The organism is Nocardia macrotermitis, from assembly GCF_009604405.1.
Lineage (GTDB): Bacteria > Actinomycetota > Actinomycetes > Mycobacteriales > Mycobacteriaceae > Nocardia > Nocardia macrotermitis.
In genome coordinates this window covers 634321-646889 of sequence record NZ_WEGK01000001.1, presented here as the reverse complement: position 1 = coordinate 646889, position 12569 = coordinate 634321, and the positions used below count along the sequence as shown (strand labels likewise).

At 66.7% G+C, this 12569-nt stretch carries 11 protein-coding genes; 5 read left to right on the top strand and 6 right to left on the bottom strand.

From position 1 onward, the window contains the following. Positions 1-32: 32 nt before the first annotated feature. Positions 33-1664 carry a DUF4185 domain-containing protein gene (locus NRB20_RS02860; protein WP_319944372.1) on the bottom strand — a complete coding sequence of 544 codons (1632 nt, stop codon included), beginning with the start codon at positions 1662-1664 and terminating at the stop codon, positions 33-35. Between the two features lie 401 nt (positions 1665-2065). On the opposite strand from NRB20_RS02860, the gene NRB20_RS02855 reads away from it, so the two are divergent. The 3 genes from NRB20_RS02855 (at position 2066) to NRB20_RS02845 (ending at position 5068) form a co-directional block, all read left to right on the top strand. Beyond that, on the top strand, positions 2066-3145 hold the full coding sequence (locus NRB20_RS02855) for an ABC transporter substrate-binding protein (RefSeq protein WP_153407551.1): 1080 nt from the start codon (positions 2066-2068) through the stop codon (positions 3143-3145). After that, entirely contained in the window at positions 3142-3999 is an 858-nt protein-coding gene (locus tag NRB20_RS02850) for an ABC transporter ATP-binding protein (RefSeq protein WP_153407550.1), read from the top strand. Before NRB20_RS02855 ends, NRB20_RS02850 begins: the two co-directional genes overlap by 4 nt. A gap of 289 nt (positions 4000-4288) precedes the next feature. Beyond that, positions 4289-5068: an ABC transporter permease gene (locus NRB20_RS02845; protein ID WP_153407831.1), complete on the top strand. Its 780-nt coding sequence runs from the start codon at positions 4289-4291 to the stop codon at positions 5066-5068. A 29-nt stretch (positions 5069-5097) separates the two neighbouring features. Here the strand turns inward: NRB20_RS02845 and NRB20_RS02840 are convergent, their stop codons facing one another. The 3 genes from NRB20_RS02840 to NRB20_RS02830 form a co-directional block, all read right to left on the bottom strand. Beyond that, entirely contained in the window at positions 5098-5655 is a 558-nt protein-coding gene (locus tag NRB20_RS02840; RefSeq protein ID WP_319944371.1) for a P-loop NTPase family protein, read from the bottom strand. A 64-nt stretch (positions 5656-5719) separates the two neighbouring features. Next, positions 5720-6982 carry a PucR family transcriptional regulator gene (locus NRB20_RS02835; RefSeq protein ID WP_319944370.1) on the bottom strand — a complete coding sequence of 421 codons (1263 nt, stop codon included), beginning with the start codon at positions 6980-6982 and terminating at the stop codon, positions 5720-5722. 257 nt (positions 6983-7239) lie between these two features. Further along, positions 7240-7869, bottom strand: coding sequence for a TetR/AcrR family transcriptional regulator (locus NRB20_RS02830; protein ID WP_153407548.1), 630 nt, complete (start codon positions 7867-7869; stop codon positions 7240-7242). Positions 7870-8002: 133 nt separating this feature from the next. On the opposite strand from NRB20_RS02830, the gene NRB20_RS02825 reads away from it, so the two are divergent. Together NRB20_RS02825 and NRB20_RS02820 are read left to right on the top strand one after the other, a co-directional pair. Next, positions 8003-9373, top strand: a complete 1371-nt coding sequence (locus tag NRB20_RS02825; RefSeq protein WP_153407547.1) for an ABC1 kinase family protein — start codon at positions 8003-8005, stop codon at positions 9371-9373. Between the two features lie 50 nt (positions 9374-9423). Next, positions 9424-10149 (top strand): TetR/AcrR family transcriptional regulator, encoded by a 726-nt coding sequence (locus NRB20_RS02820; protein ID WP_319944369.1) that lies wholly within the window; start codon positions 9424-9426, stop codon positions 10147-10149. Positions 10150-10155: 6 nt separating this feature from the next. On the opposite strand, the gene NRB20_RS02815 is transcribed toward NRB20_RS02820, so the two are convergent. Together NRB20_RS02815 and NRB20_RS02810 are read right to left on the bottom strand one after the other, a co-directional pair. After that, entirely contained in the window at positions 10156-11169 is a 1014-nt protein-coding gene (locus NRB20_RS02815; protein ID WP_153407545.1) for an AurF N-oxygenase family protein, read from the bottom strand. A gap of 247 nt (positions 11170-11416) precedes the next feature. Then, a complete protein-coding gene (locus NRB20_RS02810; RefSeq protein ID WP_319944368.1) occupies positions 11417-12505 on the bottom strand; it encodes an alpha/beta hydrolase family protein in 1089 nt (362 codons plus the stop codon). Positions 12506-12569 lie beyond the last annotated feature (64 nt).

Sequence of the window (12569 nt, the reverse complement as noted above, 5' to 3'; positions counted from 1 at the left end):
TTTCGTGTGTCGATGAGTACATGCGGCCGAGGTCAGTGGATGGACGCGTGCATGAGGTAGACGTTGTAGTGGCGCCATTCCGACAATGTGAAGTACAGGTCGTGGGCGGTGGACCAGGGGTGGATGAAGCCGCCGTAGCCGGAGGGGTAGTCGGCGGTGTGCAGGAGGGTGGCGGGGGTGGACCAGGTGCCCTGCGGGGTGGTGGAGCGGCGGAGTTGCAGGACGTTGTTGTCCGCGTCGAGGTAGCTCATCTCCCAGCGGTTCGCGGCGGTGTCGAAGCGGACCGAGAGTTCACCGGCGATACCGGACATGATGGGGCTGGCCGTGAGTTCGATTCCGGCGCCGGGGATCTGGAGGGTGGGGCGCCAGAAGCCGTCGATCCAGTATTGGTAGGCCGATTTGTTCAGGATGTCCGCCTGCGGGACGCGCGCGAGGGCGATGGTGCCGAAACGTCCGTTGGGTGTGCCGAACATGTAGACGTACCCGTCGTGCGGCACCATCGCCACCACCTGGAACTGGCCCTGCCCGAAGACGTTGTCCCAGCGGACCTGTTCGTCGTCCACCCAGGTCTGCCCGCCGTCGTCGGAGTAGGCCAGGCCGCCGTAGTTGGTCCACCAGCGGCCCGGTTTCTTCGCCCAGCGCGCCACGGACATGTAGCTCAGGAATTGCCGATTGCCCAGGGCGAAGCCGGATGTCGGGATGACGGTGACCTCGAAATTGTTCACCTTGTAACTGCCGAGCACCTCGGTGGCGTGGCAGGGGGCGTCCGAGACCATGCTGTCGATCTTCATGCCGTGCGCGAGATCGCGATCGGAGCTGAAACCGATGACATTGCTGCGCCAGTCACCACCGCTCGGGCCGCCGTCGTGGAAACCGGTGCCGAAGGTATCGCCGAAGGCGACCGCGATCCGTCCGGGCGCGGACTCCCACATCAGGCCCAGGTCGGTGTCGTCCACCTGCCAGCGCACATCGGTGCGGTTCTGCGATCCCGGGCCGGTCAGCTGGGTCACGGGGTAGACGTCGTCGATGTGGAAGGGGACGAGTGGACGCGTCACGGGTGCGGGCTGCACCGGCGGATGGACCACCGGCGGAATCGGGTGCGGGCGTGGGCCGGTGACGTCCGGGCCGAGCAGCGTGACCGGCAGCGGGATCGTCTCCGGCTGCGGGACGAGCTTGATCTGCGGCAGTTGCCACGGGGTCGCGGGAGCCGCGCTGGTCGGTGGTGGTGTGGTGGTGGGCCGGGGCGTGGTGGTGGGCGTGGCGGTCGTGGGTTTCGGTCGACCCTCGGGCCAGGTCGGTGTGCCCGGCGGGATCGGATACGAGGTCCGTGCCTGCCCACCCGCCAGCTGCGGGCACGGGTTGGCGCACATATCGGCAGGTAGCGTCGCCGCGATCCGGGTGTTGTGCAGCTGTTTGGGGATCTTCACCGGCGTGATCTCGGGTTGCAGTACCTGCACCTGGATGGTCGGCGGCTGCGCCGGTGCGGGCGGTGCGGGCGCGGGCGTGACGGCCGGATTCGGCGTCCGGGCCTGCGGATCGAAACCCGCTTCCCCGCAGGCGTTCACGGGCGCGGGCGCCCACGGCAGGGGGTCGGCCGCACACGGCTGCGCGGTGGTCACGGCGATCACGATCACCGCAGCGGCAACGCTGACGTCTCGCAGCACCCGGTCGGCTCCTCGGGAAGTTCGAATCCAGTTCTCCCCACAGACCTTAATCCGTGCGCGCGGGGTCTGCGGCACACCACCCAGCGGCCGCAACAGGTCTCGGCTCGCGCTGCGCGCAACTCTTGTCGTGGGCCGGGGCGGGCGGCCATAGTTTCTCGACAGGTCGCGTCGAGAGCCAGGAGGAACGATGGTTGCCTCCATCCCGGATCGTCGCGAATTCCACACGGTCGCAAAGGAGTTGGGATGAACCTGTGCGTTCCGCTGACCCGGCGCCGCACCGTCGATCTGATGCGCTTGGCCTCGGTCACCTGTTGCGGTTGACGTCGGCGCCGATGCGGCACGGCACTCAACCCATCCGTAACACGCTGTACCACAAGCGTATTCAGTGAAAGTTCCACCTCATGCTGTTCCGATTACGGCGGTCGCGCGCGATGCGTGCGATCGCGGGCACTCTGGCCGTTCCCCTCGTCGCCGCCGCGTTGAGCGCGTGCGGCACCCACGGGGCGGGCACCACCGCCGACGGTAGGACCATCCTGCGCTATCAGGGGCAGACCGGCACCGTGACGCCGGTCGAACTGGCCGCTGACCTCGGCTATTTCTCCAAGGTCCGGTTGCAGTGGCTGGGCGACACCACCAGCGGCCCGGCGAATATTCAGGCCGCAGCCACCAAGCAGGTCGAGTTCGGCAGCGCGTTCAACGGCGCGGTGGTCAAACTGGTCGCCGGTGGTGCGCCGGTCACCTCGGTACTGAGTTCGTACGGGGCCGACGAGCTGTCCTATACGGGATACTTCGTGCGCGATGACTCGGGGATCAAGACCGCGCGGGACCTGATCGGCAAGAAGGTCGGTATCAACACCCTCGGCGCGCACCACGAGTTCATCACCCGGGAATGGTTGCATCAGCAGGGATTGAGTGAATCGGAGATCGCGCAGGTCCAGTTCCTGGTATTGCCGCCCAACAGCACCGAGGAGGCGTTGCGCACCGGTCAGATCGATGTGGCCGCATTGGGGAACGTATTCCTGGAGACCGCCGTCGCGCGCGGTGGGGTGCACACGCTCTACACCGACAAGAATCTGTTCGGCCAATTCGATTACGGCACATACGTGTTCCGCAAGGATTTCATTCAGCAGCACCGGGACGCGGTCCGGGATTTCGTGCAGGGCACCGCTCGCGCCACCCGCTGGCTACAGGTGACGCCGCATGATCAGGTGGTGGCCCGGTTGGCCGACATCATCCACAAACGTGGGCGGAACGAGAACACGAATCTGCTGAAGTACTACCGGAGTTCCGGGATTCCGGTTCCCGGGGCGGTCATCGCGGATCGGGAATTGCAGATCTGGATCGACTGGCTGGTGCGCAACAATCAGCTGCCCGCGGGCAAGGTCGTCGCGAAGAACGTCTACACCAATGAATTCAATCCCTACGCCGACGGCACCTATTCGCCGAACAGCGGGCCCAACGGTGAGGAGGTGGCGAAATGAGCACATCGGCGAAACTCGTTCTGGACGGCGTGCGCAAGGAGTTCCAGGTGCGTGGTGAGCGGGAGAGTTTCACCGCGCTCGAGGATGTCAGCCTCGAGTTGACCGATGGTGAATTCCTGGTGCTGGTCGGGCCGAGTGGTTCGGGTAAATCGACGCTGCTGGATCTGCTCGGCGGGCTCAGCAAACCGAGCAGCGGGCAGTTGCTGCTGGACGGTGCGCCGATCACCGGGCCGGGGCTGGATCGCGGCATCGTTTTCCAGCAGTACGCGCTGCTGCCGTGGCGCAGTGCGCGGGCCAATATCGAATTCGGCTTGGAGGCCAAGGGAATTCGCCGTCGGGAGCGCCGCTCGATCGCCGAACACTATCTGGAACTGGTGGGTCTGCACGGATTCGGTGACCGGTACCCGCACGAGCTGTCCGGTGGGATGAAACAGCGGGTGGCGATCGCGCGCAGCCTGGCCTTCGATCCGGAGGTGCTGCTGATGGACGAGCCGTTCGCCGCGCTCGACGCCCAGACCCGGGAAACGTTGCAGGACGAGCTGTTACGGATCTGGCGCAGTACCGGGAAGACCATTCTGTTCATCACCCACGGTATCGACGAGGCGGTGTATCTGGGCCAGCGTGTCGCGGTGCTCACCGCGCGTCCCGGGCGGGTCAAGGCGATCGTGGACATCGATCTGGACCGGCCGGACGATACGGACCCCGAGGCGACCGATATCCGCTCCTCCGAGCGTTTCCGGGAGATCCGCCACCACATCTGGACGCTGCTGCACAGCGAGGTCGCCGGCACCGGACAACCCGGCGTCGGAGCATCGGCCGCACAGGTACTCGACAGGAGAGCCGCCCATGTCTAGCGCATTACCCACCGCCGATCGTGTGATCGAGACCGAATCGGATGCCGCGCGCGATTCGAGCGTGGAGACACCGGATCACCCTGTGCGGCAATCGGATACCTCGGGGGTCGGTGTCGCGGCATCCGATCTCGTGGGCGCGGACGTTGCGGCCGACGAGGCTGCCGGTGATGCTGTCGCTGGGGAAGTGGCAGTCGTTGCCGGGGTGGCTGGTGACGTCGAGTCATCCTCGGCCGCAACAGAATCCCCTGCGCCCCCCGCGACTGCCGAACGCCGCTTCACCGCTACCCGGCTGCTACGCATCGTCGGCCGCACCGCATGGCGATTCGGCAAACCGTTCATCGCGATCGCGCTGTTCCTGGCCGTGTGGGAGATCGCGCCCCGGGTCGGATTGGTCGATCAGATCTTCCTGCCGCCGTTCTCGACGGTCGCGCAGGCGTTCGTGGAACTCGTGCGCAACGGGCAGATGTGGGAGCACGTCTCGGCCAGTCTGGGGCGTTCGCTGAGCGGTTTCGCGCTGGCCGTGGTGATCGGTGTGCCGGTGGGCATCGCGATCGCCTGGTTCCGCCCGGTGGCGGACTTCCTCGGGCCGATTCTGGAGCTGTTCCGCAATACCGCCGCGCTGGCCCTGCTGCCGGTGTTCATCCTGATCCTGGGGATCGGGGAGACCTCGAAGGTCGCCCTGGTGGTCTACGCCGGATTCTTCCCGATCATGCTGAACACCATCACCGGTGTGCGCACGGCCGATCCGCTGCTGGTGAAATCCGCTGTGTCCCTGGGATTGTCACCGATCAAGCTGTACTGGAAGGTGATCCTCCCCTCCGCGGTGCCGTCGATCTTCACCGGCCTGCGCATGGGCGCCTCGGGCGCGATCCTGGTGCTGATCGCGGCCGAAATGGTCGGCGCGCGAGCCGGACTCGGCTACCTGATCACCGCCGCCCAGCAGAACTTCCAGATCCCCGACATGTACGCGGGCATCATCGCCATCGCCCTGGTGGGCCTGATCTTCAACGGCGTACTCGTCACCGTCGAACGCCGACTCTCCCGCTGGCGCAACACTTCCAGCCGCTGACACCCCGAGGATTCGCCGCTACGGCCGCCTCACCTCGAGCGGCCCAGACTGTCGAGGAATGCGTCCGCATCACGATGCGATCGGATGCGGACGAATTCGATGTGGCTGTAAGCGGGATCGTCCTGTGCCGCCAAGTTGCGTATGCGGTTGGTGGCGTGGGAATTCCAGGACCAGACGATGATCGAGCGTTGGGGATCGAGGGTGAGGATGTCGCGCCAGGTTTCCCGGTTGCCGTTCCACAGCGTCCGCCGGGTGAGCACGCGGCCTAAGGTGCGGCGCACGATCTGGAAGGTGACGAGCCACCGCAGCAGATCGAACCAGACCACGGTATCGGCCTTGCGCCACACCAGATCTCCGAGTTTGCCGCGATAGTTGCCATCGGTCACCCACGCCTCACCCCCGATCCGCTCGGTCACAGCGGCCCGAAATTCCAGCTCGGGCAGAGGAACCCAGCCGACCTGATGGTGGATGGCGTCGAGCTCGATGTGCGGTATGTCCAACTTCCGGGAAATTCGTTGGGCCAGAGTGGTTTTACCGGAACCGGATGTACCGACCACCGCAATCCGCTGCCGCACCGCTCCGCCCACGATCCGAACTGTAACGGTTCGTCGGAGTTGCGGTGTGGTTCGGGATGCCTTCCGGACGAGTGGGTCAGGCGCAGTCACTGTCGACACGGTCGGCGGGCACATGGAGTGGGGTCGGGCGGGGGCGGCCCATGCGGGCGACCAGGGCGGAGTGGAGGTACCACAGGCCCGTGGTTTCGGCGGGGTCGAAGCCGGTGAGGGTGGTTATGCGGCGGAGGCGGTAGTCGACGGTGTTGGGGTGGACGTTCAGGAGGCGGGCGGTGCGGACCCGGCTGAGGTTGGCGGCGATGTAGATGCGCAGGGTTTCCAGCAGGTCGGGGTGGTCGTCCAGCGGGGTGAGCCGGGTTTCGAGGGCGTCGCGGGCGGTGCCGGGGCGGGTGAGCTGATATTGCAGGGCCAGTTCGGTGAAGCGGTAGAGGCCGGGGCCCAGGCCCAGATGCTGGACGGTGTCGAGGAGTTCGTGCGCGAGGTGGGCGGCCGCGGGGACGTCCGGCGGGGCGGCGGTGACGACGGTGACGGTGATTGGCGTCTGGGCCGCGCGGGACAAGCCGCCGACCAGCGTGTCCAGCTCGGAATCGGTTGCGGCCGTGGAGGGTACGAGCACTGTGCCGCCGTCCACGGACAGCAGCGACAACGCCTGTCCCGCGAGCGCGGTCGCCAGTTCGGCCTGCACCCGACGGAGTTTGCGCCGGGCGACGACCTGCCGGTCCAGATGCGGCAGGGTCTCGTCGGGATGGGCGGCCAGCCCCAGAGCTAGCACGAAATACCGTGCGGCGACGGGTAATTCGCGGGCACCGGCCGTCGCCGCACTGGTCCCGGACAGCAGCGCGGAGGTCAGCGTGTGCGCCGCGGTCTGCTGTTCGGCCGCCTCCGCGCGACGTTCCCGCACGTACGCCTTGCCGACCGCGGTGGTGCACACCTGCGACAGCTTCACGATCACGGCGGTGGCGGTGAGCACGCCGCGACTGTTCGCCGGACTCGTGCGCGCGAACATCTGCCCCAGCGCCACGCCGAACACCGCCCGCACCACCGACAGCACCGTATCGATCGGAATCCCACCCCGGGCGCACCCGCCCGCGGCGTTCTCCAGCCGTTCGGCGGGACACGGTAGCGGGCCGCCGCCCATAGCCCGGATCGTCAACTCCGCGCAGGCCCGCACGACACCCTTGAGATCCGCGGCGACGAGTTCCTCGGAACCGTCGGATATTCCGGCGGATTCGGTGAGCCGGGCCAGCACGGCGCGGGTGAGTACGTCGATATCGCGGACCGATGCGGAGATCGGCTGCGGCACCGCGTGCGGTTCCAGGCGGGCGAGGCTGTCGATCGTCACGTGTGACCTCCTGTCACCGGCGTCCCCGCGCCGATTGCACGCGGGGCGGGCGTGGATCCGGTCCCGTTAGCTGTTACCGGACGTCAGCCCTATCGAAGACGGTAATCCGAGCGATAGCTCACCTTCTACTCCTCTTCGGGCAATTCTCAGCGGACGCCAATTATCCGCTCTACCAGCGAATATGGTGACGATCGGGCCCGCTTGCGGAGTGGTGACGACGTCCGGAGATGGCAGAGTGCTCACCTTTGCCGCACCTCTCACGCGGCCTGCGCGGCGACCTCGGCCTCGCACCAGGCGGTGATCATCTGCGCGGTCATCGCGATGGATTCCTGCCGCTCGGTACTGTCGACCTCGAGCGCCGAAACCCGCAGCACCGCGGCGAAACAGGTATTCATCAGCACGAAACTGATCACGTCGTAGCGATGGTCGTCGCCGGGCCCGAGCATCTGGATGACCATCACCTTGACCAGCAGCCGCAAACGCGGTTCGAACTCGGGAATCCCGCTGCTGTAGAACTGCACCCCGGCCACCAGCGCCCGCACCAGCCGGGCATTGTCCACCAGTTCGTCGGTGACGACCTCCAGAATCCGGGTCACCTGCTCGAGAATGGACCGGTCGCCCACGCCCAGCGCATGCTGGGTGAGCCGCTGTTCGACGCTCTCGAGCAGCCTGCGCAGCAACTCCTCGACGATGACCGCGCGATCGGAGAAGTACCGGTAGACGGTGCCGATACTGATCCCGGCCTCGGCCGCGATCCGGTTGGTGGAGGTCTCGGCGATTCCGCGCTCGCCGAACAATCGGGCGGCGGTGTCCAGGATGAGTTCCCTTGTCGCCCTGGCACGTTCCTGTGTCGGACGGCGACGCTGGCCAACAGCCTTCGGTGGCATCGCTACCCTCCTGCCTGCGGTCGGAGAAATGAGCGGTGCTCAGCTTAGACCGGCGGGGGTTGCCGATATCGGGAAAAGTGCGAAGAGTGTGGCGAATCCGCGCGATGTGGCGCGGGTGAGGGAGGTTCGACCAATGGGTGCTCGGGTTCCGAAGGGGCGGCTGGCGCGCGGCGGCACGCTGGGCAGGCTCGCCGCGGAACAGACCATTCGCGGGGTCGGCACCCGATTATCGATGCTGGGCCGCACCGAACAGGCCCGCCGGGTGCTCGCCGAACGCTCCACTCTGCAATCCGCGCAACAACTGGTGACCGTTTTGGGTGGATTGCGGGGCGCGGCAATGAAATTGGGTCAGATGCTGTCGGTCCTGGATGTCGATCTGCTGCCGGACGAACATCGCGAGATGTTCCGCGCCAAACTCGCCGAATTGCGTGATCACGCACCGCAGGTGCCGTTCGACCGGATGCGGACGGTCCTCGAGGACGAGTTGGGCCCGCTGTCGCGCACCTTCGCCGACTTCGACGAGACCGCGATCGCGGCGGCCTCGATCGGTCAGGTCTACCGCGCGAAACTGCGTGACGGTCGCGAGGTCGCGGTGAAGGTGAAATATCCGGGCGTGGACGAGGCCGTCGAGGCGGATATGCGCAATCTGGCGATGTTCAGCCGACTGTGGAAATCCATGCTGCCCAGTGCCGCCGACAGTGACGTTCTCGACGAGATCGCCCGCAATATCGGCAGCGAACTGGACTATCCGCGCGAGGCCCGCAATCAGCATCGGGTGGCCGAACGTTATCGCGGCCACCCGTACATCCTGGTGCCGGACAGCATCGAAGAGTATTGCCGCCCAAGCATTCTGGTGAGCGAATTCGTCGACGGGCAGTCCTTCGACCGGCTCCGGAAACTGCCCGAGACCGACCGCGATCGATGCGGCGAATTGATCTACCGCTTCTACATCGATCCGGTCTTCACCGCATACGAATTCTGCGGCGACCCGCATCCGGGCAATATCCTGCTCGCCGCCGACGGCCGCCTGGCCTTCGTGGATTTCGGGCTCTACCACAGCATGGATCCCGCCCATGTCGAACTGGAACGCGCGGCCATGCAGGCCGCGGTCGAACAGCGCGGTCCGGACCTGTACGACGGCTGGGTGCGCCGGGGGATCATCGATCCGGATTCGGGGGTGAGCGTGCGCGAATGCCTGGAGTACGTCTGGGCGGCGGCCGGTTGGCAGCTGCTCGACGAGCCGATCACCCTGGACCCCGAATTCGCCACCGGCGCACTGGTTCTCGCGATCGATCCGCGGTCGGCGGAATTTCGCGGCATGCGCAGTCAGCGGCTGCCTCCCGAACACGTGTTCTCGCGTCGGGTGGATCTGTTCACCCTGGCCGCGCTCGGTCAGCTCGGATGCACCAACAATTGGCACCGGCTGGCGCGGGAGTGGATGTATCGCGAACAGCCCGTCACCGAGATCGGCCGCACCATCGCCCGCTGGCGGGACACGCGCTGAAGTATCCCGACCGGTACGGGCGCGCCGCGCGTGCGGCCTACACTGCTGGGGTGTCCACAGCAGCGGCGTCCCCGGAGGTGGCGGGCGGACGACAGACGCGCTGGCAGCCGCACAACGACCAGCGCCGGGCGCTGATCGTGCAGGCGGCCATCGAGTTGGTGGAACAGACTCCGGTCGGCGCGGACATCTCCGCCCGGCAGATCGCCGCCCGCGCCGGATTGGCGAAATCCGTACTGTACCGGCAGTTCTCGGGCCGTGAGGAACTCGATCGCCGGGTGCGTTCGGCGATCGGCGAGCGCTTCACCGACGCCCTGGACGCGGCCCTGGACATCGGCGAGGGGTCGATCGCGCAGATCCTGACTCGCACGGTCGGAGTGGTGGTCGACTGGATCTGTGACCATCCGCGGCTGCACGAATTCCTGCGCACCGGACCCGCCGAGGGCGACGAGGACGGGACCGACGCGCTCACCGGCCTGCTGAGCAGCATCACCCGCCGCGCCGCGCAATTGGTGACCGGTCTGGGCGGGGTGGTCGGCGTCGCGGATCCACCCGTGGTCGACACCATGACCTTCGCCATCGTCTCGATGACCGAGGCGACGGTGACCCGCTGGTCCCGCGACCCGAATCCGCCGCTGTCCCGCCACCGGTTGATCGCGGAGGTGGCGGGTTACGCGTGGAGCGTGCTGGACGGCGTGTCCCGCGCGCACGGTGTGGTGCTGGACCCCGATCTGCCGCTGCTGCAACTCATCGAGGCCCTGGCCACGGTCGAACGCTGATCCCGGTCAGGAAGCGACACGGGCGGTCGGCGGGTTGAGCCGGCGCGGCGGTTCGCTGCGGTAACGCGAGGAATCGCCGTCGATGTGCAGCAGCTGCCAGACCTTGCGCGCCAGCGGCGGCCGCAGTCCCAGGTCGTCGGCGAGTTTGCGCACGTCGTCGAAGTAACCGGACAGCACCTGCCGGGACAGCGGGGCCCGCCAGAACGCGTCCTTGAAGACCTCGAGGGGGATGTCGAAACGGGTGGCGAAGGACTTCGGCGGGGTCATGATCTCCCCGGCCAGCCAGCGCATGGCCAGCGGGAATGCCAAGGCGCACACCGCTTTTCCGGACGCACCCATCTTATCGATGTGCGCGGTGAGGAATTCGTGCGCGAAGGAGATGTGCCGGGCCTCCTCGGCGATGTGGATCTGCATCGTGCGCAGCACCGCGGGCGGCAGCCGATCCCCGGCGCGGATCATCGCCTTCTGATAATGATCGATCGGCTCCTCGCCGCCCAGGATGCCGATCACCAGGATGACGTGCGCATATCCACCCGCCACGCCGATGAACGGCGACAGCGCCTTGAATATCGGGCGCATCCCCGGAACGTCCTCGCCGATGCGGTTCACCAGCTCCTGGAACATCTGGATGTGGTTGCACTCCTCGGTCATCTCGTGCATGCAGTACCGGAACTCCGGGGCCCCGTTGGGCAGTTTGAGCACGTACTGCATCAGGCCGCGGATCAGCACCGTCTCGAAGGCCAGCCCGACCTTCACCACATTGGCCACCCGCCAGCGGCCGATCTCGATCTGCCGTTCCAGCGGCAGCGCCCGGTACCAGTCGGTCGCGCCGAGCGGATCGATATCGGGATCGAGCACCCAGCGCGGGTCGTCCCGGTCGATGGCGAGTTCCGGACTGTCCCAATCGATGTCGAGATAGGGATCGAAATTCCGGCGCACCGATCCATCGGACAGCGTCGCCAGCATGTCGCGGTAGTGCGCGCCGAAGGGGTCGGCGCGCCAGGTATCGGACAACGTCATCGGTGCCTCCTGAGCCAGTGCCGGTGATCCGCCCCGGGTCCAGCGGGCGTGATGCATCGGCTCGTCCCTCCAGAGTATATGGGACTCGGGGTCTCATACAATCCCGCAATGGTCGGACGTCGGAAAATTGTCGATGGGCGGACGTGCCGGTTGGTATCGGATGGCTGTTCGCCGAAACGCTCGACCTGGGTCCCAGGGGGTGAGATCGCTCGTTCGGACGATGTGCGGCGACACCGTCGAGACGCCCTCAACTTATGGCGGTAATAGCGGACGCCGTGCGGGCCCAGAGTTCGCCGGTCGGGTCGATGACGGCGAAGTGGCTGCCCGGGCCTTCGAGCTGTGTCACCGGATCGCCGGAAGTCTTTGCCGCATAACGGTATTCGCGACTCATCTCCAGCAGGTTCGGGTCGTCGTGCAGGGCGCTGACGATCAGTTGCGGGACGTCCAGGGGGAGTCGGTCGATGGGGGAGGAGTGGCGGTAGAGCTCAGGAAGTTCGGAGTGGTGGCCACCCAGGGCTGCCGCGGTTGCGCCCTCGCTGAGTCCGCGGTCGTCGGCGGTGCGCAGATTCAGGACGCCCGCCAGGCTGACGGCGAGGCACGGGCGGATCGGTGCGCGTTCGGCGACCGCGTCGGCTGCGGCGCGTAAAGCCAGTTGTGCTCCGGCCGAGTGTCCGGCCAGGACGATCCGCGCGGGGTCGGCTGCCTCGATGCGAGCGAGTGCCTGTATCGACTCGGCGATATCGTGAGTCGTTGCCGCCCAACCGTATTCATCGGGGCGGCGGTATTCGACATTCCAGGTGAGATACCCCCGGGCGGTCAGGTCGATCGCGAGGGCGTCCATGAGATCCAGTGCCCAGCGCGACCGCCAATAGCCGCCGTGGAACAGCGCGACCGTGGGAAACGGTCCAGGCCCGTCGGGGAGACGCAGTTCGGCTCGCTGTTCGTGGTGCTCGCCGTAGCGCACGACCGTGGCCGGATGCAGGCGATGGTGATACCAGCTGTCGATCGCGAAGCGCAGGCCATCCAGGCCGCGTTCGCGGATGTGCGCGCGGACGGTGTCGGACCGGTCGGCGGCCGCACGGCCGAGGTCGACCCGGATCACGCCGCTGGCTGGTGCGGTGAACGCGGTTCCGTCGCCGGGAATCACGATGAACTCACCGCGTTGCGCCGCCGCTTTCGTCGCGGCAGCGAATTGCGTTGCATCCGTGGCGAATACGACTTCACCCCGAAGCTCTCGGGCATCGAGCGCGCGATCGATCAGATCGGCGACGGTGCGGCGATCGGCCACCGTGTGCGGCGCGAAGACGATGTCGACAAGCGGTGTGGCGGTGTGCACGAGCAACTCCCGATGACATAGATGCGGCGGTCGTCAGAATTATGTAATATGGGAGCGTAGTCGA

Bases quoted from the DNA above. Each gene is read 5' to 3' on its own strand.
- NRB20_RS02855 (WP_153407551.1), top strand. From the start codon at position 2,066: ATGCTGTTCCGATTACGGCGGTCGCGCGCGATGCGTGCGATCGCGGGC.
- NRB20_RS02850 (WP_153407550.1), top strand. From the start codon at position 3,142: ATGAGCACATCGGCGAAACTCGTTCTGGACGGCGTGCGCAAGGAGTTC.
- NRB20_RS02830 (WP_153407548.1), bottom strand. From the start codon at position 7,869: ATGCCACCGAAGGCTGTTGGCCAGCGTCGCCGTCCGACACAGGAACGT.
- NRB20_RS02825 (WP_153407547.1), top strand. From the start codon at position 8,003: ATGGGTGCTCGGGTTCCGAAGGGGCGGCTGGCGCGCGGCGGCACGCTG.
- NRB20_RS02815 (WP_153407545.1), bottom strand. From the start codon at position 11,169: ATGACGTTGTCCGATACCTGGCGCGCCGACCCCTTCGGCGCGCACTAC.